The sequence below is a fragment of the Pseudomonas sp. WS 5412 genome (assembly GCF_012985615.1).
Classification (GTDB): domain Bacteria; phylum Pseudomonadota; class Gammaproteobacteria; order Pseudomonadales; family Pseudomonadaceae; genus Aquipseudomonas; species Aquipseudomonas shahriarae.
In genome coordinates, this window is sequence record NZ_JAARMB010000001.1 from 477,498 (window position 1) to 500,652 (window position 23,155).

15 protein-coding genes are annotated in these 23,155 nt (G+C 58.5%); 7 read left to right on the top strand and 8 right to left on the bottom strand.

The features are described from left to right. The 8 genes from HBR94_RS02310 to yaaA form a co-directional block, all read right to left on the bottom strand. Window positions 1-1,449, bottom strand: coding sequence for an alginate O-acetyltransferase (locus HBR94_RS02310; RefSeq protein ID WP_169959732.1), 1,449 nt, complete (start codon window positions 1,447-1,449; stop codon window positions 1-3). A gap of 11 nt (window positions 1,450-1,460) precedes the next feature. Then, entirely contained in the window at window positions 1,461-3,050 is a 1,590-nt protein-coding gene (gene algG / locus HBR94_RS02315; protein ID WP_115128949.1) for a mannuronan 5-epimerase AlgG, read from the bottom strand. Next, window positions 3,050-4,537, bottom strand: coding sequence for an alginate export family protein (locus HBR94_RS02320; protein WP_057438224.1), 1,488 nt, complete (start codon window positions 4,535-4,537; stop codon window positions 3,050-3,052). Before HBR94_RS02320 ends, algG begins: the two co-directional genes overlap by 1 nt. Continuing rightward, a complete protein-coding gene (algK, locus tag HBR94_RS02325) occupies window positions 4,534-5,913 on the bottom strand; it encodes an alginate biosynthesis TPR repeat lipoprotein AlgK (protein ID WP_170044122.1) in 1,380 nt (459 codons plus the stop codon). Before algK ends, HBR94_RS02320 begins: the two co-directional genes overlap by 4 nt. A 164-nt stretch (window positions 5,914-6,077) precedes the next feature. Then, entirely contained in the window at window positions 6,078-7,247 is a 1,170-nt protein-coding gene (locus tag HBR94_RS02330) for an alginate biosynthesis protein Alg44 (protein WP_029297907.1), read from the bottom strand. A gap of 37 nt (window positions 7,248-7,284) precedes the next feature. Then, window positions 7,285-8,766, bottom strand: a complete 1,482-nt coding sequence (gene alg8, locus HBR94_RS02335) for a mannuronan synthase (RefSeq protein ID WP_162947770.1) — start codon at window positions 8,764-8,766, stop codon at window positions 7,285-7,287. An 83-nt stretch (window positions 8,767-8,849) separates the two neighbouring features. Then, entirely contained in the window at window positions 8,850-10,166 is a 1,317-nt protein-coding gene (locus HBR94_RS02340; protein WP_057438225.1) for a nucleotide sugar dehydrogenase, read from the bottom strand. A gap of 812 nt (window positions 10,167-10,978) precedes the next feature. Next, on the bottom strand, window positions 10,979-11,758 hold the full coding sequence (yaaA, locus tag HBR94_RS02345) for a peroxide stress protein YaaA (protein WP_057438227.1): 780 nt from the start codon (window positions 11,756-11,758) through the stop codon (window positions 10,979-10,981). Window positions 11,759-11,905: 147 nt separating this feature from the next. Here yaaA and HBR94_RS02350 point away from each other — a divergent pair, with 147 nt between their 5' ends. The 7 genes from HBR94_RS02350 to HBR94_RS02380 all read left to right on the top strand — a co-directional run bounded on the left by HBR94_RS02350 (window position 11,906) and on the right by HBR94_RS02380 (window position 23,143). Further along, the gene (locus HBR94_RS02350; protein WP_115128947.1) at window positions 11,906-13,030 is read left to right on the top strand and encodes a polysaccharide deacetylase family protein; all 1,125 of its coding nucleotides are present in this window, start codon (window positions 11,906-11,908) and stop codon (window positions 13,028-13,030) included. A 323-nt stretch (window positions 13,031-13,353) separates the two neighbouring features. Then, window positions 13,354-14,748, top strand: a complete 1,395-nt coding sequence (locus HBR94_RS02355) for a PhoH family protein (protein WP_057438231.1) — start codon at window positions 13,354-13,356, stop codon at window positions 14,746-14,748. 169 nt (window positions 14,749-14,917) lie between these two features. Further along, the gene (moaC, locus tag HBR94_RS02360; protein ID WP_057438233.1) at window positions 14,918-15,391 is read left to right on the top strand and encodes a cyclic pyranopterin monophosphate synthase MoaC; all 474 of its coding nucleotides are present in this window, start codon (window positions 14,918-14,920) and stop codon (window positions 15,389-15,391) included. Further along, on the top strand, window positions 15,388-15,630 hold the full coding sequence (gene moaD, locus HBR94_RS02365; RefSeq protein ID WP_115128946.1) for a molybdopterin converting factor subunit 1: 243 nt from the start codon (window positions 15,388-15,390) through the stop codon (window positions 15,628-15,630). The genes moaC and moaD overlap by 4 nt, the downstream gene beginning before the upstream one ends. A gap of 2 nt (window positions 15,631-15,632) precedes the next feature. Further along, the gene (gene moaE, locus HBR94_RS02370; RefSeq protein WP_170044079.1) at window positions 15,633-16,085 is read left to right on the top strand and encodes a molybdopterin synthase catalytic subunit MoaE; all 453 of its coding nucleotides are present in this window, start codon (window positions 15,633-15,635) and stop codon (window positions 16,083-16,085) included. 230 nt (window positions 16,086-16,315) lie between these two features. Continuing rightward, a complete protein-coding gene (locus HBR94_RS02375; RefSeq protein ID WP_170044080.1) occupies window positions 16,316-18,301 on the top strand; it encodes a hypothetical protein in 1,986 nt (661 codons plus the stop codon). 39 nt (window positions 18,302-18,340) lie between these two features. Further along, window positions 18,341-23,143 carry an RHS repeat-associated core domain-containing protein gene (locus HBR94_RS02380; protein WP_170044081.1) on the top strand — a complete coding sequence of 1,601 codons (4,803 nt, stop codon included), beginning with the start codon at window positions 18,341-18,343 and terminating at the stop codon, window positions 23,141-23,143. Window positions 23,144-23,155: the final 12 nt, after the last annotated feature.

Consider the following 23,155-nt stretch of genomic DNA (forward strand, 5'->3'; position numbering starts at 1 on the left):
TCATTGCCCGGCGGAAGCAGTCTGCTGACCACTCGCCGGGAATACGTTGCGTGTGCAAATTTTCGCTTCGACTTTCTGCGCCGCAGCGCCCGCTTCGGGGCCCTGCACTTCCACGGCCAGCAGGTTCTGCGAGGCCCAGTCTTCATCGGTGCGCAGTTCAAAGGCGAAACGCCCGTCTGTCTCGGATGTTTCGGGTTTGTCGATCTTGATGTCCTCGTGGCGCCCGTTCATGTACCAGAGGGTGGCTTGCAGGGTTTTCACCGAGGGATCGGCGAAGCGAATGTCGACCTGATGACGGCTGTTGCGCAGGTCCATGTTCTTGCTGTTAACCATCAACTCGTTCTTGCCCGGCTTGAGGGTGGCGCTGGCGCTCATCTGCGCCGGCTTGCCCTCACAGCCGTTGTCGAGCAGGGCCATCATCTGGCGGTAGGTGGTTTCCTGGTCGAGGCGATACAGCGGTGAGAATTCCCAGATCAGAATCTTCGGTGGGGTCTTCTGGAATTCTTCGCTGCCCAGGTACTGGATCATCGAGCCTTCCAGGCCACCGCCGGGGAAGGCGACGTTAAGGATGTCGGCGCCGATTTCCTGTTCCAGGAAGCCGGCGAAGTTGTAGTTCTTGCCACTGTGGCTGGTGCCCACCAGGGTGATCTGCGGGTTGCCGGAGTCGCCGAACAGGTCGCCGTCCGCCGCTTCGCCCTTGGGCTCGGTGCTGAACTGGTCCATGTACTGGATCGCGTAGCTGGTGCCGCACAGCTGTCCGGCCATGTTGTGCAGGGTGCCGGTCTTGCCCATGCGCCCGGACTTCTTGGTCTCGAATTCACGCTGGGGGATCCCGGCGAACTCGGGCATGGCGCGCACCTTGGCCCCGACGATCTTTGCGGTGCGCTGGGCGCCATACGGGGTCCAGTGCTGGTCGCCACGGAAGTAGAAGTCGTGGGCCGGCTGTTCGTCCGGCAATTGCTCGTTGGTCAGCGGCGACAGGTCCGGCACCACATAGCCCATCTTGGCAAAACGCCCGAGCATGCTTTTGTAGTTGCCCAGGGCCTTGTCGAAATCGAAGCTGGCTTTCTCCTGCGGGTTGAGCTTGTTGCGGTTCACCAGGCCACGGGTCGGCTGGTAGACCACCACCAGTTCCACGCCCTTGCTCTTGAACGCATCGCGCAGTTGCTGCATGCGCTTGTAGCCGGCCGGGGTGGTGTCGAATTCGGTGCGCAGGTCTTCCTGGGTACGGAACAGCCAGTCGCCCTGGGCCTGTACCAGGGTGGTGAAGTTCTGCTGGTAGCGGGTGGTGTAGTTCTTTGCATCGTGGGCCTCGGGGCACAGGTTGCAGCACGGCTCGGCGGTAAAGCTCGGCGCCTGGGCTTCATCGGCGCGCACGCCGCTGCTGGCGGCCAGGATGCCGAGGGTCAAACCCGAGAGGCTGAGTAGCTTGATCATGTGTGGGTGCATAAAGGTCATCCTCAGTCCTGCAATGGGGTCTGGCGTTCGACAGGGTCGATCAGCACGGCTTTTTTCTGGCGTACCAGCAAGTCGAGAATCTCTTCCTGGCGCTCACCTAGAACGCCGGAGAAGCTGATGCCACTGGATTTGGTCGGCGCGAGCATCGACACGCGGTACAGCTCGATGCTCAACGGCGAGTCGATGGACAGCGGCCCGCTGCCATTGGCCGCCAGCTCGCCGCCAACCACGATCAGCGAGACCTTGGTGTCGAACGGGTCGAGCGCGATGTCGCGGTCGGTGTCGGTCAGGTCCTTGATATGGCCGTAGACCCCGGTCAGGCCGTTGGCCATGGCGAGGTTCTCGTACAGGCGGATGTTCACGCTGTTACGGATACGGATGCCGTGGCGACGGTTGCTGATCACCTTGTTGCCCCACAACAGGTTATCGCCGCTCTCATAGAGGGTGATGCCGTCGGTGTGGTTGCGGTAGATCTCGTTGTCGGCGATCAGGTTGTTCACGCTGTTACGGTCGATCACCAGGCCCGACAGCTTGTTGTCGTAGCTGCGGTTGTTGAAGATGAAGCTGTCGTTGACCTCACGGGAAATAATGATGCCGTGCTTCTTCTTGGTGCCGTACACGGTGTTGTCGGCAATGATCAGGCCGTGGGAGCGGTCGTGGGGGTCGATGCCGTAGACGATGTTGTCTTTGTAGGTGCTGCCCTTGATCACAAAACCGGTGGTTTCGTAGCAGTAGAAGCCGTACCACATGTCCGAGAATTCGGAATCGACAATCCAGCCGGTCGGCTCCGGGCGCTTGAGGACCTTGGCCATGTTCGGCGTGTACTGGGAAATACTCACGCCGTAGGACTTACTGTTGGCATAGCCGAAGCTGGCCATCTTGCTGTTGACGATATAGGTCTGGGTACCGCCCCAGGCCAGCAGGAACGGGCGGAATTCCGTGGGCGAGCGGAAGGTCGCCGGGCCGTTGGTTTTCTCGCGCCAGCCGGTGATCCTGGTGTCGCGCACAAACAACTGGCCGTCGTTGACCAGGAACGAGCCGGCTTCCTGGGACAGGCGCAATTCCTGGGTCTGCCCGTCGATTTCGAGGATGCCTTTTTCGCCGACCACAATCGGCAGCCTGGCCAGGAACACGCCGGGCGAGGTTTCGCTCAGGTATTGCTTGGGCACCTTCTTGAGCAGGTCCTTGAGGTTCATGTAGCCGTCGTCGATAAAGATCGCCTGGGGAATGCCGTGCTGGCGCACCACCCATTCGGCCATCTTGTTGTCGCCGCCGATAAAGTCCTTGAGGGCGTTTTCCTGCATCATCCGGCGCACGCTGACCTTGCCGGCCTTGCTGCGCACGATTTTTTTCGCCACGGCTTCGGCGGTGTAGCCCGAGAGGTCCGGCAGCGGCGGCTTGGCCATCTCCAGCGGCGCCGTAGGCGGGCTGGTGATGGTGTAGGTCTTGGCCTGTTGCAGTTCCTTGGCGAGGGTGGGCGCCTTGACCTGCGGCTCGACATTGGCAAAGGCCGGGGCGCACGCCAGCAGCATTGCCGCAGCGAGCAGGGCCGAGCCTTTGAGGGCGTGAGGATTCATTGCGCAGGCTCCCATCAGAAACGCCAGATCACATCGACAAAGGCGCGGTGCATGTACGAGTCGACTTGCTTGCCATAGGCGTCGCCCGGTTTGAACACACCGCCACGAAAGCGCACCAGGGCCGACGGTTCGTCGATCGACTGGCTGAGGGCGGCGGGCAGCAGGCCCTTCTTGAAGTACTTGGTGACCACCAGGTCCATCTCCTGGCCAAGGTCTTTCTTACCGTCTTCCAGGGGCAGGGAGGCGCTGGACAGCACGGCGCCGGTGACGTCGTCGTAGTTGTTCTGCACCGCGTCGATGCCATTGCTGCCCACTGGCTTGTTGCCGTCCACACGCCAGAACTTGTGGTAGACCAGGCTGGCGTCGTAGTCATCGCGCAACTGCCAGGAACCGAACAGGCTCATGGACTGCATATTGTTCATCTCGCCGCGAAACGCCTCGCCAAAACGATGCATCCGCGATTGGGTGCCGGTGAAGTTCGAGCGGTTGCTTTGCAGGCCGTTCTGCTCGTAGTCGGCACTGGCGCGGGCATAGGCCGCACCCACTTGCCACTGCGGGTCGAGGCGCAGGCGCACACCCAGGTCGGTGGCCCAGCCATCCACATCGGTATTGCGCTTGGCGTTGGCCGGGCGGCTACCGTCGGCGTTCAGCGCGTTGACGTTGCTACGGTCGCCCTGCATGCCGGTGACGCTGGCCCAGTAGTTGACGGTGTTGGTGTTGCGCCAGTTATAAGCGTCGCTGTTGGCCTCAATGCCGAGCCAGGTCAGGTCGCCGTTCTGGCGCTTGTCCAGCGAATCGGCGGCCACGCCCGGTTGCGGGTAGTCGAGCTTGCCGTCGTCATGGCTGTGATGACCGCGCACGCCAACCCAATGGCCCGGGGTCCACTGGTAGGCCGCGTCGGCGTAGAAGTGCTGGCGGTCCTTGTCTTCGGGGGACAGTTCCTTGAGGTCGGTGCGGTACTCGCTGAAGCGTTCGGCGGCGCCGACATTGGCCTTGAGCAGGGTGGTGTCGAAGGTCCAGTTCAGCGCTTCGATGTTGGTGTCGCGCCATTGCCCGTCATCATTGCGCAGGCGCTGGCGGCCCAGCTTGAGGATCTCGCCGGGGTAGGGGGTGAAGCCGCTGTAGCCGACCCAGAACTCACGCAGGGCCAGGTAGTTTTTCTTGGTCTTGCGGTCGTTGTTGCTCGATTGCTCGGTGGTGTCGCCATCGGACTGTTGCAGGGTGTCGGTCTCGATGATGTCGCTGGACGCCACCGCCTGGCCCATGGCGTAGGCGCTCCAGGCGCCGCTTTCACCGTAGATCCACGGGCGCACATCCAGGCCGATGCCGTTGACGTCGCCGCCTTTTTGCGTGCCCAGGTCGCGGTCGTCTTCGGACTGGCCGGTGACTTTCACGTCCAGGCCGAAGTTCTTGTCTTCGGTCAGCGCGGCCAGGGTCGGGCACGACCACAGCAGGGCGAAGGTCAGGCCAATACCGGCCTTGACGAATGGATTGAGTTTCATAGGGATTCCTCGCCGTCTTCTTCTTGCAGGGCGTGCAGTTGCAGCGTGCTTTGGCTCAAGGCACCACGGGCGGCCAGCTCTTGTTGCAGCAGGCGCTGGCCCTCGGCGCGCTGGGCGGGCGGCAGTTGTTGTTCGAGTTGCGCGGCCAGTTCATTGGCCTGCGGCGTGTCCTGGCGCTTCGCCAATTGGCTGAACACATAGGCGTTGAGCGGGTCGGGCTGGGTGCCCTTGCCTTGGGAAAACAGCTGGGCGATAGCGAAGTCGGCGCTGTTCTGGCCGTTGCGCGCCGCCGTCAGCAAGTGATCCAGGGCTTTTTGCGGGTAGACCTGGCCCAGGTAGCCACGGCGGTAGATCTGGCCGAGGTAGTAATCGGCGGCCACTTCCCGGCCCTGGGCATTTTGGAAGTGGGCTTCGGCGGCCTTGGCATCGGCCGGCACCCACTTGCCTTCGTAGTAGAGCTTGCCCAGCAGCAACTCGGCGCGGGGCTGGTCGGCAGCGCGGCCGTTGTCGAGGTACTTCATCATCTGCTCGACGTCGCCCAGTTCCGGGAAGTCGTAGAGCAGTTGCGCGAGGCTGACCCAGGACGCCGGGTAGCCAGGGGCGATTTTTTCCAGCAGGGCCTGGGCGCTTTTTTCATCGGTCTTGCCCAATGAGGCATCGCCCAGCACACGGGCCACACTGTCGACCCGCTGGGCGCTGACGGTGCCACGGCTGTAGCCGGCTTCCATCTGCTTGAGCAGTTCGGCCTGTTGCTCCGGTTGCTCGCGCTTCTGGTAGATAGTGGTCAGTTCGACGTAGCAGATATCGGTGCTGTTCAGCGCGGCCTTGCAGATTTTTTCGATGTCATCCAGGTGCTGATCGTAGGTGCCCTGGGTGCGGTACAGCAGCACCTGTGCCAGGCCGGCTTCCGGGTAGCCGGCGGAGCGCCAGGTATCAATCTGCTGCTGCGCGTTGACGCTGGGGAAATCGTGGGGGTATTGCAGGTACAGCATGGCCAGCGGGATCAGGGTGTTGCCTTCGCCATTGGCAAAGGCTTTTTTCAGCAGGCCTTCGGCTTCGCGGTGCTCGGCTTCGGTGGCGCCGGGCTTGGCCACCAGCAGACGACCGAGACGGGCCTGGGCGCGGGGCGAAATATCGGCGGCCGCACGGTAGGTGGCTTCGGCTTGCTTGATCTGCGCCGGGTCACGGCTGCCGACCTGGATATCGGCCAGGCCGACCTGGGCTTCGCTGTAGCCCAGCTCTGCCAGTTGTTGGTAGTTCTGCGCGGCGGTGGCGGTGTCGCCACGCTTGAGGGCTTCATTGGCCAGGCGCTGGTCGGGCAGGCCGGCGCAACCGGCCAGTGTGACGGCCAATGCCAGCAGCGCCACAGGTCGCAAGGGGGAGCGAGCTTTTGTGGGAGCTGGCTTGCCTGCGATGGCATCGCCGCGGTGTATCTGCTGCACCGAGTCGATGCTATCGCGGGCAAGCCCGGCTCCCACAGAAGTGGGCTCCCACAAGGATTGTGTTGTTCTTGAAATAGGGTTCACAGGCAAATCCTCGCTTACAAACCAGCAGCCATGGCTTTATCAATCAGCCAGTTCAGGGACGGACCACGGTCGCTGGTCACTTCCACGGGGCGGCCGGCATAGGCGCTGTCCAGCGGGGCATCGGGCTTGATCTGCACGCGGATATCCGAGGACAGGTCGGCGCTGTTGAGGCTGGTGCTGCTGACGATGGTGCCGGTGCGGGTCTGTTCTTCATCGGCGACCTGGAAGCTCACCGGGGTGCCTGGGCGCACGTCGCCGAACTGGCGATAGGAGAAGCGCGCCTCGACATTCGCCTGGCTGCCGCGCGGCACCAGTTGGAAGATCACATCACCCTTGCTCGCGTATTGACCATCGGCCACCAGTTGCTGGGCGACGATGCAGTCGCAAGGGGAGGTCAGGGTGCCGGTCATTTGCTTGCCGAACAGCTCTTCGACCTTGGCCGGTTGCAGCTGGTCTTCGTCCAGGTGGCCCTTGAGCACATCCAGCATGCTGGTGCTGAAGGTCGCCAGTGGCGCGCCTTTGGCGGCAACGCCGTTGTCTTTGATCAGGCTTTGCACGGTGCCGTCGCGGGGCATCGTGACGTTCATCCCCGGCACGCTGACCAGGCCGGCCTGGGCATGACTGACGAAGTACATGCCATACACCGACTTGAACACAAACCCGAATGCCGCCAGGCCCACCAGGAAGATCGCCAGGCTGAACGTCACGGCGCGCAGGCGACCAAAGGCGCTCATGCCGCTGCCGCTGTCCTTGACCTTGCGTGCCTTGGTGAAGTTGTCGCGCTGCAGGGTCGCCAGTACATCGCCCATGGTCACGATATCGCCGGACAGGTGCGAAGTGATCAGGTGCCGCAGGGTGGAAATATCCTGGGCATCCAGGTTCTGGAACTGGCAGCCGGTGCGGCCGGTCTGGCGGTCGTGGGAACGGATCAACAGCTCCACGTCCATCGCCAGGCCGAGGTTGTCGATGACAAACTGCAGGCGCGCTTTATGCACATCGCCGACCTTCAGCGGTTGCTGGGCGGCATTGAAGGCCAGGCCGCCGGCGGACAGGTCGATGACCCGCACTTCCATGGGCGTGCGGTCGGCACCGAAGAAGCGCAGCTTGGCCGGGATTTTCACCCGGGCGTGTTGGCGCTGGGCTTCGGATTCGTGGACAACGTTGGCGTTTACTTGACTGTTCATCAGGGCATTTCCTTAAGTTAATTCAGGCTTGGCAGGGTCAGACCATCATCAGCAACACGGCGACGAAAATGCTGCCGGCGGAGAAGGTCATGGTCCGAGACGACCAGGTGTTGAACCAACGTTGAAAGCTGGCCAAATCGCGGGTCAGTTTGGTGTCCTGGCGGGTCCAGGACTGTTGATCGAGGCGGAAGAACACGTAGATCTTCACCAGCGCGCCCATGATCTGGTTGTAATAGAGAATCACCGGGTAGGCGGGGCCGATCTTGTGTCCCGAGCACGACAGCAACAGGGTCAGGATCAGGCGGGTGATGCCGATCCACAAAAGGTAAGCGAGGATGAACGCACCGCCGTACTTGAAGGTGGCGATGATCGCCACGGTCAGGCCGAGCAGGGAGGTCCACATCGACACGCGCTGGTCGAACAGCACCACGCTGGTGAACAGACCCAGGCGGCCCATGCCCAGGCCCAGGGCCCGGGAGTTCTGGCGCAGGTTGTTGCCGTACCAGCGGAACATCAGCTTGCGGCTGGCCTTGATAAAGCTCTTTTCCGGCGGGTGTTCCACGGTGTTGATCGCCGCATCGGGCACGTAGAAGGTGTCGTAACCCAGGCGCATCAGGCTGAACCAGCTGGACTTGTCATCGCCGGTCAGGAATTTGAAACGGCCCAGGCGCCAGTGTTGCAGCGAGTCGCTTTCCACGTCGGCGATAAAACCGGGGTCGGTGACGACGCTGGCACGGAACACCGACATGCGTCCGGTCATGGTCAGCACGCGCTTGGACAGGGCCATGGAGCACATGTTGATGTGGCGTTGGGCGAAGCGCAGTTTGTGCCACTCGCTCATGATGTAGCCGCCGCGCACTTCGCAGAACTCGTTGGTGGTCAGGCCGCCGACATTGCCGAACAGCTGGAACCACGGCACGGTCTTGCGCACTACGCCTTCGGCGAGCACGGTGTCGCCGTCGATCACCGCCACCACGGCGCGGTCGTCCGGCAGGTGGCGGGAGATCGCCCGAAAACCGAAGGCTAGGCCGTCGCGCTTGCCGGTACCGGCGATACGTACGAAGTCGAGCTTGACGTGAGCCGGTGGGTTCATCTTTTCCCAGAGGCTCTTGACCAGCAGCTCATCGGACATTTCCACCAGGGAGCAGACCACAGTGGTGGGGAAACCGCACTCGATGGCCTCGCGGATCACCGAGCTGTAGACCTGGGCCGTGGTCAATGCGTCGATACGAAAGCTGGTAACCATCAGGAACACATGGGACGGGTCCGCCGCCTTGCCCAGCTTGCGCACTTTGCGCCGCAGGTGCGGGTAGACCACGTACAGGAACAGCATGCCGCGAAAGAAATGCGTAGCACCCATCGAGTAGCGCCAGATACCCACGGCGCCAATCAGGAAAATAAAATTCTTCGACTCGGAGTCGAACGTACTCGCCGGCAGCAGCAGGGCGAGTCCCATCAGCAGGCTCAGAAAGACCAGCCAGCCGGCGGATTGGAGCAGTACGTGTTTTAACTTGGACATAAGCGTCATCCGAAGGTGAAGAAGGCTTCAAGCTGCAAGCGCTGGGGATCAGGACACTTGCAGCTTGAAACTTGCCGTTGCTGTTACCAGCAAATGCCTTCGGTACGGCCACTGACGCTGGTGGCCTGGGACATAAAGCCCACCAGGTCGACCACTTGCTTGCCGTGCGGGGCTTGCTGGGCCAGGGCGCGGAATTTCTCGTCGCGGTTGCCGAGGATGATCACGTCGCTGTTGTTGATCACATCGTCGAAGTCTGAGTTGAGCAGGGACGACACGTGGGGAATCTTGCCTTCGATGTAGTCCTTGTTGGCCCCATGCACACGGGCGTATTCGACGTTGCTGTCGTAGATGCTCAGGTCGAAGCCCTTGCCGATAAGCATTTCCGCCAGTTCCACCAGTGGGCTTTCACGCAGGTCATCGGTGCCGGCCTTGAAGCTCAGGCCCAGCAGGGCGACCTTGCGCTTGTCGTGGCTGGAGACGATGTCGAAAGCGTTCTGCACCTGGGATTCGTTGCTGCGCATCAGCGAGTTGAGCAGCGGCGCCTCCACGTCCAGGGTGCTGGCGCGGTAGGTCAGGGCGCGCACATCTTTTGGCAGGCACGAGCCGCCGAAGGCAAAGCCGGGGCGCATGTAGTACTGGGACAGGTTGAGGGTCTTGTCCTGGCAGACCACTTCCATCACTTCGCGACCATCGACGCCTACGGCCTTGGCGATGTTGCCGATTTCGTTGGCGAAGGTGACTTTGGTGGCGTGCCACACGTTGCAGGTGTACTTGATCATCTCGGCAACGGCGATGTCCTTGCGGATGATCGGCGCATCGAGTTCTTCGTACAGCGATTGCAGGACATCACCGGAGGCTTTGTCCAGTTCACCGATCACGGTCATCGGTGGCAGGTCGTAGTCGGCGATGGCCGTGGATTCGCGCAGGAACTCCGGGTTGACCGCGACACCGAAGTCGACGCCGGCTTTTTTGCCGGAGCAGTCTTCGAGGATCGGGATCACCACGTTGGCCACGGTGCCGGGCAACACGGTGCTGCGCACCACGATGGTGTGGCGGGTGGTCTTGTCACGCAGGACAAAACCGATCTCGCGGCATACCGCCTCGATGTAGTTGAGTTCCAGGTCGCCGTTTTTCTTGCTCGGCGTGCCGACACAGATCATCGACAGGTCGGTATCGCGGATGGCGTCGGCGAAGTTGGTGGTACCGCGCAAGCGGCCGGTGGCAATGCCCTGGCTCAACAGTTCGCCCAGGCCGGGTTCAACGATGGGGGATTTGCCCGCGTTGATCAGGTCGATCTTATCCTTGGAAATGTCTACGCCGACCACTTCGTGGCCCCGTGCAGACAGGCAACCGGCACATACTGCGCCCACGTAACCCAAACCAAATATGCTGATGCGCATCGCATTTACCTCTATCTTTATCACGCCATTAGATGGCTGGAGTTCATGTTTTCAAGCGTCACTCATGCACTAGGTAATGCGGTGAATAGACACAGCATTGCCATGTACAGGCATGTTAAAAGTCGAGTGACTAACTAATGCACTCAAGTTGTGCGCAACTTGGCCTTATTGTTGGGGCTTGCCCTGAAATGCAGCCAGCCTTCGGTGAGAAGGGTCTGGCGTCAGTGCCGCAACGCCTTGATATGGACATAAAGCCCTTATCTATCAACGCATCGGGTTGTCTCACTGACCCATTTGGGTAGGCTCAGCCTTGGCCTTGTAGGGGATGGTCATGCAACCTTATCGCCCGCCCTCAACTAAACAGTTGTTAATTAGACCGAAGGGTCAAAGTTGAATATGACAACTTTGCTACTTCCGTTGGTCGCTGTGTAAGTCATATCGCACAAGAACAGAGATAATCGTTACCGGTGGTATGAGCGGCACTGAAGGACATAGTTCCTGGCCGCTCATCCTGTTTCTGGAAATTTCTTGAAATATTAGGAAAGATGGCACTAGTACTATATTGATAGCACTTGCGGATTGGGCTAGTGGTTATAGGGAGTTGACGCGGGGATATAGTTTTGTGCCACTACTGTTTGAAAAAAGTGGTGCCACTACGAAAAATTCTGACGAATGTCGAGTGAAAGAAACGTTAGGAAATCTGAAGAAATATTTTTGACGTCAAAGTAATGACGATTCCGCATTTGAAATACGGAAAAAATGTGGGAGCAGGCTTGCCAGCTCCCACATCGGATTTGCGCTGTACTGGCGACCTACTCCGGTGCGTGATCGCGCAAAAATACCAGGTTATCCGGCTTGGACTGCTCGGCACTGAAGCGATAACCCTGGACATCAAACTGCTTGAGCTGCGCCGGGTCGTTGATGCGCTCTTCGATGACAAAGCGGCTCATCATGCCCCGGGCCTTCTTGGCGTAGAAGCTGATGATCTTGTATTGGCCGTTCTTCAGGTCCTTGAACTCGGTATTGATGATCCGCGCGTTCAAGGCTGGGCGCTTGACCGCCGAGAAGTATTCGTTGGAGGCCAGGTTCAGCAGCACATCATCGCCCTGCTCAGCCAGGGCCTCGTTGAGCCATTCGCTGATCCGCGTGCCCCAGAAGGCGTACAGGTCCTTGCCACGGGCGTTGCCCAGCTTGGTGCCCATCTCCAGGCGGTACGGCATCATCAGGTCCAGGGGACGCAGCAGGCCGTACAGGCCCGAGAGCATGCGCAGGTGGTCCTGGGCGTAAGCGAAGTCGGCGTCGTTGAAGGTCTGGGCATTGAGGCCGGTGTAGACGTCGCCCTTGAAGGCCAGCAGCGCCTGCTTGGCATTGGCCGGGGTGAAGGCCGGGGTCCAGCTGCCGAAACGTGCGGCGTTGAGGCCGCCGATCTTGTCGGAAACATGCATCAGTTCGCTGATCTGCGCCGGGCTCAGCTCGCGCAACTGCTCGATCAACTCCTGGGAGTGGTCGAGGTATTGCGGCTGGGTAAAGCGCTGGGTTACCGGCGGGGTCTCGAAATCGAGGGTTTTGGCGGGGGAAATCACCGTCAGCATGAAGTCGTCTCCTGTAATCGTCGGGGGATTCTAGGGGGTTGGGGCGTTGGACTCCACCTATCACGCCAATAGCTGCCATACGGTTATCCCTGTGGGAGGATAGTGATCGGCTATAGTGGCCGACGAATCAGGAGGGGGAGACCTGTTGTGCGAATTGCGCTTTTAGTGTGCGCCTGGCTGACGTGCCTGGGCGCCCAGGCGGCCAGTGTGGATGTCGCGACCCTGGACCGTGGCACCTGGCCGGAAAAACTCAGCAGCCCGGCGCTGTTTGATGTGGCATCACGCGCCGAAATCCTCATGTTCGCCAACGCGCTGCTGGCCAGCGAGGCCCTGGATGAACCGGCCCTCAAGCAGCGCCTGGGGCTGAAGATCGTCAACCAGGGCGCTATCGACGACCTGCGCCGCCACCTCTGGCAGCGGTTGTTGGAGAACTACATGTTCGCCCAGCAAAGCTGCGAACAGGACGCCTCGTTCTGCTATCTGGTGGACAACCTCGACGACCTGCGCGATCAAGCCGGCAAGTTCGAGGTGAGCGAGCAATCTTTCTATATAGGCTGGGCCGGTCCCAGTCGCGCGTTTCACCAGCGCTACCTGGATGAGCTGCTGCGCAAGGCCGCGCTGTTCCCGCAGATCGGCAGCGAAGTGGCGCGTTTTGGGGATTTCGAGCGCAATGGCGATGAACTCAACGACCGCCTGTTTTTACTGACCTTCGATGGCGGCCCGTCACCGCTGGGCGGTCAGACCGACTGGCTGGCCGACTACCTGCGCAAGCAGAAAATGACAGCCACCTTCTTTGTCCTGGGCAACAGCCTGCAAACCCGCCTGGAAAAGACCTCGGCCGTCGATGTGCAGGGTTTGTACCAGGGCCAGTGCGTGGGTATCCAGGGCTGGCAATACCGTTCCCACAGCCATTGGGTCGACTGGCAAAGCTCGATCACCCGCAGTGCGTCGCTGACCCAGAACCTGCTGCCGGAAAACTACGTGCCGCTGTTCCGCCCACCCTATGGCCAGCGCCGGGCTGACAGCCAGGGCTTTTTCCAGGCCCAGGGCCTGCAAGTGGCATTGTGGGATATCGACTCCCAGGATGAACCGGGCCTGCTCAAGGCCGACGAGTCGGCCCAGCGGATGCTGACGCTGATGTTGTTGTGGCGTAAAGGGGTGATTGTGTTCCACGACACCCAGGACAAGGCGCGGGTCGCATTGCCGCTGTTGCTACAGGCAACGGCGCAAAGTGGGCTGGGTTGGCAGGATTGTCGGGAAGCGTTTCGCTGAAAAGGGCAAAAGCCCGGCCCTGTTGGGGATGAGGGTTTTTTGGGGTGATTTGCTGCGACATTTCGATGCAGGCGGACTTCCGACTTTAGCGGGGTGCGTGGCGGCCCGCCAGTGCTATTCGTCATCCTGAAAAATAAACTTCAAAAAAGCGTCAAAGTGCTTTTTCCTGTCATGGGTTTTGCGGTATTACGAAGTCAGATCGCCGAAACCTGCACCACAGGTGGCGTCTTCCCAGACTCCCTTTGCGGTGTATTCGGCGCTCGAATCGAGGCGCAGCACTGTTGTGGTATTGCGTCGACTGGCTCCCACAAAGGTGACCGAGTATGGATGATCATGGACGTAACCCTTCTTCCGACCAGCCAATCCTTTATGTGCTTGATACCAATGTATTGATTCACGATCCAAACGCGTTGCTCAATTTCGAAGAACACCACGTCGCCATCCCGATGATCGTGCTTGAAGAGCTCGATAAACTCAAAAGCGGGCACCACAGCGTTGCCGCCGAATGCCGCCAGGCGATCCGCCTGATTGACAAGACCCTGGGCGAGGCCTCGCCCGATGATGTGGAAGTCGGCGTCCCGATCCAGCGTGGCAAGAGCGGGCCCAAGGGCTTGCTGTCGATCCTGATGAGCAAGCGCAGCGAGCCCAACAGCCTGCTGCCGGAAAACCTCAACGACAACAAGATCATCAACCAACTGATCGACCTGCACGCGCGCGACAAGGACCTGCGCCTGGTGCTGGTGACCAAAGACATCAACATGCGCCTCAAGGCACGAGCGTGTGGGATCGCTGCCGAGGACTACAGTACCGATCAACTGGTCGACGATGTGTCGATGCTGTCCCGTGGTTATCACACCATGACCGGCTCGTTCTGGGACCGCGTGAGCAAGGTCGAGACCCGCCAGGACCATGGCCGCACCTGGCACCAGGTGCAACTGACCGACAACCTGCCGGCGGTGCATATCAATGAATTCATCATCGACGAACAGGGCTTCGTGGGCTGGATCAAAGAGATCCAGGTCGACAAGCTGCTGATCCTCGATCTGCATCAGGAGCCCCTGTTGCACCAGGAAGCCTGGGGCCTGAAACCGCGTGATATCTACCAGAGCCTGGCGCTGTACGCGCTGCTCGACCCGGACATTCACCTGGTAAACCTGACCGGCGCGGCGGGTTCGGGCAAGACCATCCTCGCCCTGGCGGCTGCCATCGAGCAGACCATGGTCACCAAGCGTTATCGGCGCATCATCGCCACCCGTAGCGTGCAGGGCCTGGACCAGGAGATCGGCTTTTTGCCCGGCACCGAGGCAGAAAAAATGGAGCCGTGGCTGGGGGCGATCACCGACAACCTCGAAGCCTTGCACATGGATGACGAAAACACCCATGGCAGCGTCGACTACATCCTCAGCAAAGTGCCGTTGCAGTTCAAATCCCTCAACTACATTCGAGGTCGCAGCTTCCAGCAGAGCCTGATTCTGATTGACGAATGCCAGAACCTCACGCCGCACCAGATGAAAACCATCATCACCCGTGCCGGCGCCGGTTCCAAAGTGGTGTGCCTGGGCAACCTGGCACAGATCGACACCCCCTACCTGTCCGCGACCAGCTCCGGGCTGACCTACCTGACGGAACGCTTCAAGGATTTCCCGAACGGCGTGCACATCGCCTTGCAGGGTGTCCCTCGCTCGATTCTGGCCGAATACGCCGAATCCCACCTGTAATCCGAAACCGGGCGATGCCTCCATCGCCCGGTTCACCTCAGTTCCTGTGGGAGCCGGGCTTGCCCGCGATGGCGTTGGTGACTGACACTGCGCTATCGCAGGCAAGCCTGCTCCCACCTTTTGATCTGCGTTGGGTTTACAATCGGGGCTTCTGATCAGGAGTATCCCCGTGCTGACTCATCTCGATTCCCAGGGCCGTGCCCACATGGTCGACGTCACCGATAAAACCGTGACGTTCCGCGAAGCCGTGGCCGAGGCGCGGGTGCGCATGCTGCCCCAGACCCTGCAAATGATTGTCGACGGCGCCCATCCCAAGGGCGACGTGTTCGCCGTGGCGCGCATCGCCGGGATCCAGGCGGCGAAAAAGACCAGCGACCTGATCCCCCTGTGCCATCCGCTGATGTTGACGGGCGTCAAGGTTGAGCTGGCAGCCGAAGGGGAAAATACCGTGCACATCATCGCCCGCTGCAAGCTGTCCGGGCAGACCGGCGTGGAAATGGAAGCACTGACTGCCGCCAGTGTTGCCGCGTTGACGATCTACGACATGTGCAAGGCGGTGGACCGTGGCATGACCATCGAGAACATCCGCCTGCTGGAAAAGCTCGGCGGCAAAAGCGGGCATTTCAAGGCGGACCAGGCATGAGCATCAACGTACTGTTTTTTGCACGCTACAGCGAGGCGATAGGCCTGGACTCCCTGGAGGTCGAAGGCGACTTCGCTACGGTCGATGCCGTGCGCCTGGCACTGGCGGCTGATGCGGGCTTCGAGGTGCTCAACGAGACCAGCCTGATGTGTGCGCGCAACCAGGAACTGTGCTCCCTCGACGAGCCTTTGCAGGCCGGTGACGAAGTCGCCTTCTTCCCGCCCGTGACCGGAGGCTGACCATGGCCATTCGTGTGCAAGCCCAGCCCTTTGACCCCGGCGCCGAAGTCAACGGCATGCACGCGGCCAACGTGGGTGTGGGTGCGGTGGTGAGCTTTGTCGGCTATGTACGCGATTTCAACGATGGCCTCGATGTGGCGGGGATGTTCCTTGAACACTACCCCGGCATGACCGAAAAAGCCCTGGCCAAGATCGCCGTCGAAGCCGAGCAGCGCTGGCCGCTGCTCAAGCTCGAAGTGCTGCACCGCATCGGCGCCCTGGAGCCCGGCGAACCCATCGTGTTCGTCGCGGCCGCCAGTGCCCACCGCCAGGCGGCGTTTGATGCCTGTGCGTTTGTGATGGACTACCTCAAGACCCGGGCGCCGTTCTGGAAGAAGGAGAACACCAGTGAGGGGGCGCGGTGGGTTGAGGGGCGAGAGAGTGATCATGCGGCGGCGGGTCGCTGGAAAGCCTGATTGTTTATCATTGGGTGGCGCTTGCAAGAACACGCAGTCATGGCTGTGGTTTATAGTTATAAAGGTTCATTAAGTTATTTCTATTTCAGCTAATTAACTGTCATTTTTAACAGTTACTTTCTCTTTTTTCCTGGTCTCTAATCTCCCTAAGTGTTCGATATCTAAGTTCGTGGAATTTCAGCTCGAATTTGGTTTCGAGAAAGTTCGCGCTACGGCGATGGATGTGGTTTTTGGAGAACGAGATGATCAGGCAATCACATAATATGCGGCTTGTGCATTTTAAGGTCAGGTTTGCTGATGGCACTGACTATACGGATGCACTTTATGCCAATGGGCATCATCAAGTTGAAGTTGTAGTTGAGGTTTTAAAGCAGGTTTTGGGGAAAAAAGGTGTCTGGAGTCAAGCCTCCTTAACCGATAGTGAGCGAGCGAGTGTAAAAATCGTACCTGTTTCTATCGCGGATAATGCCAGTGTAGGCAGCGGGTGGAGTTGCGATACGCAGAAGAACGAATATGATCCAGGACTCTGGAATCGTACTGGGGAAGAACTCGGCGAGAGTCTGCCAAACAATACGGTTGTTGACGCGGGGGTAGAGATTGTCAGGCGTTATATGCGCGTTGAGGAAAATGTCTCTCTCAAGGCTGTACAGTTCATGGCGACTATTGTGTTGGACGGAGAGACGGTTACTAACAGCTATTCCGAATATCCGACTGATTTTAAGTCGTCGGTATTTATCAAGCCCACGGTGCCCCCAGTATTGCTTTCTACAGAGCTTGATTTGATTGTTGATTATGATGCTTTAAATATTACAGGGCTTCTTGATATTGATGTGTACTATTGGGAAGGTGTTAGTGGTTTGTGGTTTGTTCATAATTATGGGTTGAATGAGTCAGTGGAGGTGCCAAATGAAGGGACCTCCTTTCAGACGTCTTATGGACTTTCGGGTAATTATAAAGGAGGAGTTTTCTCTGGGTCTTCGAGCAGTACTTTACGGTTGAGTATGGTTCACCAGTATCTTCCAGTTGTAAATCCAGGTGAGGATCCAGTGATTCATCGGATAAGTAATCGTGTTATGTGCGCGGTTAAACTTACTACACAGATTCCGGACCTTCCGCATGAGGTTTTGAATAGCAAGTGGCGGTTGCGGGATAACTATGGGAATCTTCATGTATTTAAAATAGTTCCCTATGAAAGTGGCAATCGTCTGACGGTGGAGCCCGTTAAGTTAGCAAGGCGACCTCAGCACTTCCACATCGTCCTTGCTAATGGTCAGGATTCTACTGACGCGCTGTATGCCAATGGCCGGCATCAGTGCAAAGTTCTTATTGAAGTCACTATGGTGCAGGAAGGGATTAATGGTAATTGGGAGAGCACGCTCCTGCGGGAGGATGAAAAAGCCAGTGTAGCGGTCACATTATATTCTCCAAATGTGAACCAGCCTCTACCGGGGGGGTGGTCCTGCGATACCGTGAAAAATATATATGATACCGGACTTTGGATTCGAGAGATACAAGACGCAGAGGGGGGCGGAATTGGGGAGAACACTACGCAACAAAAGAGTGGGGCGCTGGATACTATAGAGATAGTTGAGCGATTTATGCGTTTGGAAACCGGCGCTTCAATGGAGAGTCGGAGGCTTATGGCTAAGATAATTATAGATGGTAAAGTTTATACCACGAATTTTAACGAAGGGGATTCAAAGTTTAATGCTTGGGTGAATATCTCGCCTCGGCAGCCTTATCGAGTGAGAGTTCGTGATCTTATACTTACTGTGGATCACGCTTATTGGAATCACAATACGAAGACCGATATTGATGTTTGGTATTGGTTGCCCCCGCCTGGGGTGAGGTTTATCTCCCAAATGGGGTTAGACGCACCCATGTGGGTCCCTTGGGAGGGGCGTTACTTTCAGACGTCTTTTGTTAATGGGTCCGGTGGAGTTGATAGAAAAGGCGGAGTTGTAGTGGGCCACGATAAGCCTGGGTCAAGCCCCTCTCTTGATGAGATACATGAAAACTTGTCAGATAATTATCATATTCTGAGATTTAATCGAGTAAATACGATTATGCGTGCGTTATGGGTTTCCATTGAGCTCCCCATGTTTGAAGGGGAGGGCAACACACCTTGGCGACTAGTCGATAATTATGGCTGCATGCATGTATATACTATGCGTGGAAGTAGGCAAAATATTGAGTTGTTGGATTATGAGAGCTGATTAGATTTGTGCGTCTCGTCTTCAGAACAGGTGCTTACCATGAATGTCTATTCCAACGCATTTAATTTTTCCTCGTACTTGAACGGTTCCGTCGATCCACGAACAGGTCAGTATGGTGCCCAAATCAATTTGGCTCAATTATCTCCTGAGGGGCCTCTCGAGGTCAGTCGCAGTATTGTTTTGTTATTTTCAATGTTTGAGCCTGGCCGTGTACCTTATGGGTTGGGGTGGCGCCTGAGTAATACGGAATTTGACCTTTCCAGTGCGCAACTCACGTTGATTAGCGGCGAGCGATTTAAGACGCAAGGTATGCCTTCTGTTGGCGGAACGATGGTTTTCAAGGATCGAAAACTTAAAGATCTAGTGGTAAGGCGAACGAATGAAACCACGCTGCATGTGATTTGTCGGGATGGCACGATTGAAGTTTTGGAGCGTACCAGTAGTACGCTCCCTTATAGAATTACTTCCATAAGATTTGAAAATGGTGAGGTCTTCAGATTCGGCTATGCCCCAGGTGGTTCTCTTGAGCGTATCCTCAATCACAAACAGGAAGAGTTGCTGCTACTGACCTACGCGAGTGGGCGCCTGCAAACGGCTGATAGACGTGTCGAGGGGGGGCGTTATGCGCGTACGCGATTTACACAGATCAATGATCGCCTTACAGGTGTCACTGCGCCTTACGATCGTAGTGGTGCGCCGGGGGTTGCTGCCTATACGTTTGTATACAGGACGCCGTTTCGTAATGGCTTGGTTGCGATTGAGCGGGTGCAAACGCCGATGGGCGGAACTGAGCAGATCAACTATACCGAAAACGGTCATCAATATGGCAACAACCAATTCATCCCCCGTGTGTCCAGTTGGACGCAGACTCCAGGTGCCAATCAACCTCCAATGATCCGGACTTATGATTACAGTCCAGGGCAGAACTTCACGGGGTTCCCTTATGCGGGTGGTTTCAAAGAGGGTGAGGACAACCTGTATCTGATTAGCGGCGCCTATGACTATTGGACTGAGGAGAAAAGCATTGACGCGGCCAATAACAATACGGTCTTGAGCGTCACTCGTACCACCTACAATAAGTTTCACCTGTTGACCGAAAAGCAGGTCCTACGCGAGGGAACGCGCAGTAAAGTAAATATCACCTATAACACGCTCCCCGGTCTATTTCCCAGCCAGCCCGCGAACTTCCAACTGCCCAAAACCGTTACCAATCGCTATGAACTCGTAGCTGGTGGCACCTCGAGGGAAGAGATCCAGCAGATCGAAACCGATGATTATGGCAACGAACTCAGCCGCACCGAACCCTCTGGCATTCGCACCGAATACAGTTATTACCCGATTGCCGGCGAAAGCGGCAAATGCCCGGCGGACCCCCACAAATTGTTCCAGCGCTACCTCAAACAAGAGCGACTCGTACCTGTAGGAGGCACGCCTACCGCGCGACTCACGGAATATACCCATACGCGCGTCCCCCAGACGGGCAGTAGTTATTTTGTGCTACAGCAATCGAGCAGCCAGGCTGGTGTGCTAGTGATGCAGCAGACTTACTACGAAACCCCTGTGGCGCTGGCTGGCCGGTTGAAGAGCAGCACCAGTACGGTCGGCGGGCAGCTGTTGACCAGTGATTTCAGTTACGTCATTGAAGGCGATAACCTGATCGAAACCCGACGGTTGAAAGGGCGCGAAGAACAAGGAAATCAATGGCTTGAGGCAAAACGCACGCTTTCGATGGTCAGTCGACGCCTGTTGTCGTTAACGCGAGATGGCGGCAGCACGATGGGCCTGGCGTACGACGTCAATGGCCGGCTGACCGCAGAAACCGTAGCTCTTGGAGCGCCGCAGAAAGCGACCCGGCAATACGCTTACCATTTTGCCGAAGAGAATAAGCGTGCCCATCTGATTACCGCGGACGCGCAAGGTAACAAGACGATTACCTACTACGACGGTGCCGGACGCCAGGTGTCCGAAGCACAATTGATCGGCTCGAGCCAGGAGCGAGTCGCCTGCACTTGGCGTTATGACGCGCTTGGGCAAACTGTGGAAGTGGTCAAGAGCGACTACGTGACCAACGGGCAACGCTCGTTGCGCAGCGTCCACTCCTACAGTAAGTGGGGCAACGCCAGCCGCGTCACCCACGCCGATGGCCGTGTTGTCATCAACGAGTATGACCCGCGGCTCAATCTTACCGAGGAGGGCGTGGTTGGCGGTGAACGGCTGTTGACCTATTTCAATACGCATAACCAGCCAATGAAGGTGGAGCGCCTGGATGCCAACAATAATAAAGTGGAGCTGGCGTCGTATACCTACGATGGCCTGGGGCGCTGCGTGACGGCAGTGGATGTCAATAAAACGTCCACTGAGCTGACCTATGACGTGTTCGACCGGGTGCTGACGACCCTTCAAAAACCAATAGATGGCACTCCTCATCGGCTGCGTAAAACGGATTACGCCCCCGGCACCAGCAGTGAATTGGCCAGTGCTTTTACGGTCGACAACAAGCGGCTGGGGGCCCGTACCTACGATAGCCTCGGCAGAATGACCAGCCAGACGCGTGGGGCATTGGGGCAGGCCACGACCTGGGAGTACAAGGCCGGAGAGATGGAACCGTTCACCATGGTTTCCTCCCGTGGGGTTCGCCAGACCCTGACTTATGACACAGAGTTGGATGTGCCGACTCGGATTGAGATGTCGGGCCATCCGGCGAGCACCTACCGGCATGACCCGGTTACCGGTGCTATGACACGTTCCGAGACCAATGGCTTGATCCATGAGTTCGTTATGGATGCCAACGGCCGTCCTGAAAAGGATATCCAAACCGCCAACGGCAACGTCCTGACCTCGCAGTATGGCTATTCCCCTGGCGGGCGCCTGCTGCAGCAAACTTCCGCCGACGGCCAGTCCAGCCAGCTTGAGTACGATGTGTTCGGGCGGTTCTCCAAGATGACCACTGGCGCCATGGTCATCGAGCAAACCTACGATACATTGGGCCGGCCGCATGTCCTGAGCACCGCCTATGAAAGCACGCGAGTCGTTACCAAGCTGTCCTATGACTCGCTGGGTCGGGAAGCCGAGCGCCGCTTCGAGCAGAACGGTGCGCTGTTCCAGGTCATGACCAGCACGTATCACCTCAACAGTATGTTGGCGACACGGGAACTCAAGGACGCCGGCTCACGCCTGGTGATCGGCGAGACCTTCACCTACGATGCCTTTCTGCGGCTCAAGACCTATCGCTGCACGGGGCCCGAACACCCCAAGGATCATCTGGGGCGTGGCATTGTCGGGCAGGATTTCAGCTTTGACAGCCTCAATAACATTACTCGGGTTGTCACGACGTTTGCCGACAGCACGCAAGACACCTGCGAGCGTTATTTTACCGGTGCCGATCCCACTCAACTGACCCGGCTGACCCACACACGCCCGGCGCAGGATGTCACCCTGACGTATGACGCGGCGGGCAACTTGCAGGCACACCCGGCGGGCCAGGCCTATACCTACAATGGTTTTGAGCAGTTGACCACAGTGCAGGCCGGTCCCCTCAAGTACAGCTACCAATACGATGCCGAGGCCCGTCAGGTACTGGCGTCCCGGGGCAGTGAGCCGCCGGTGATGCTGGCATACGCCGGCGACCGGCTGGAGACTCTGGTTGAAGGCAATAAAAAGATCCGCTACGCCGACGGCGGGGATGAGGTGATGGCACGCAGCGGGGGCGTCGACGGGCTGCAACTGCATATGAACGATGCCAGCGGTAGCGTGCGCGGCGTATCGGCCCCAGGCCAGGCCCATGTGCGGCGACACTACACGCCCTACGGCGATACGAAAATCCCGCTGGATGACGGCAAGGTCCGTAGCATGGCTGATCTGCAACTGCCGGCGTTGAATGGTCAACGGCTGGATGCGGCGATCAACCTCTACTTTCTCGGCAACGGTCAACGGGTCTACGATCCTCACCTGATGATGTTCTTGCAGCCTGATCCGCTGAGCCCTTTTGACGAGGGGGGGATCAACAGCTATGCCTACTGTGCTGGTAATCCGGTCAACCTAATGGACCCCAGCGGGTTGTTGCCGAACTGGTTGAAGTGGGTATTGACCGGAGTTGCGCTGGTGTTGTCGATAGTGACGGTAGGTTTTGCGGCTCCCGGATTTGTTACCGCGGTAGCGGCATATGCGGCGGCAGCTGGAACGGCGGCGGCATCTGCGGCGGGGATGGTTGTTGCTTCCAAGGCGGCGCTGCTGGGGGCTGCATCGTTGGGGGTGGTTGGGGGAACGCTTAGTGTCGCAGCCTTGAGTATCGCTGAGGTCGACAGGGCGATGGGTTGGGACCGTTCGCACCACATCCAAAACCTGGGGTGGGCATCTTTCGGGTTCTCTGTGGCGTCATGGGTAGTTAGCTTTGCGGGGGCCTACACGTCGGCAAGTATGGCCTACACTGCGGCTCTCAAGGCCAGCACGGCCAAGGACTTTGTCAAGTACAGCAGCTTTTTTGACGCCCCACTGGGGGCCAGCTTTCTGGCGGCTGGCAAGCGGATGCTGGGCTTGAGCTATAAGTTCACCGATAAACAGGGAATCACTAGCTTCAGCAAGGTTTACGGGGTCACCCGTTTCGTATTGAGAAGTACCAACTTTGGTCGCTCGGTAGAGGCCAGAACCACATCGGCAGGCTCGGGTGGTGGCGATCCTGCCCAACCCGTGCCAGGTGCTCCCGGTTCGGCCCATCCCCAGCCGCAAGCCACGGGCAGTCGCCTGGTGGATATGCCGGCCAGCAGTGCAGGCTATTACCAGGCATTCAGAGACGAGGCGTCGCGCATTCGCCAGCCCATCATTGCGCAGTTGTATCAAGGATGATCCAGCAGGGCA

Bases quoted from the DNA above. Each gene is read 5' to 3' on its own strand.
- HBR94_RS02310 (WP_169959732.1), bottom strand. From the start codon at position 1,449: ATGCACCCACACATGATCAAGCTACTCAGCCTCTCGGGTTTGACCCTC.
- algG (WP_115128949.1), bottom strand. From the start codon at position 3,050: ATGGGAGCCTGCGCAATGAATCCTCACGCCCTCAAAGGCTCGGCCCTG.
- HBR94_RS02320 (WP_057438224.1), bottom strand. From the start codon at position 4,537: ATGAAACTCAATCCATTCGTCAAGGCCGGTATTGGCCTGACCTTCGCC.
- HBR94_RS02330 (WP_029297907.1), bottom strand. From the start codon at position 7,247: ATGAACAGTCAAGTAAACGCCAACGTTGTCCACGAATCCGAAGCCCAG.
- alg8 (WP_162947770.1), bottom strand. From the start codon at position 8,766: ATGTCCAAGTTAAAACACGTACTGCTCCAATCCGCCGGCTGGCTGGTC.
- HBR94_RS02340 (WP_057438225.1), bottom strand. From the start codon at position 10,166: ATGCGCATCAGCATATTTGGTTTGGGTTACGTGGGCGCAGTATGTGCC.
- yaaA (WP_057438227.1), bottom strand. From the start codon at position 11,758: ATGCTGACGGTGATTTCCCCCGCCAAAACCCTCGATTTCGAGACCCCG.
- HBR94_RS02355 (WP_057438231.1), top strand. From the start codon at position 13,354: ATGGATGATCATGGACGTAACCCTTCTTCCGACCAGCCAATCCTTTAT.
- moaD (WP_115128946.1), top strand. From the start codon at position 15,388: ATGAGCATCAACGTACTGTTTTTTGCACGCTACAGCGAGGCGATAGGC.
- moaE (WP_170044079.1), top strand. From the start codon at position 15,633: ATGGCCATTCGTGTGCAAGCCCAGCCCTTTGACCCCGGCGCCGAAGTC.
- HBR94_RS02380 (WP_170044081.1), top strand. From the start codon at position 18,341: ATGAATGTCTATTCCAACGCATTTAATTTTTCCTCGTACTTGAACGGT.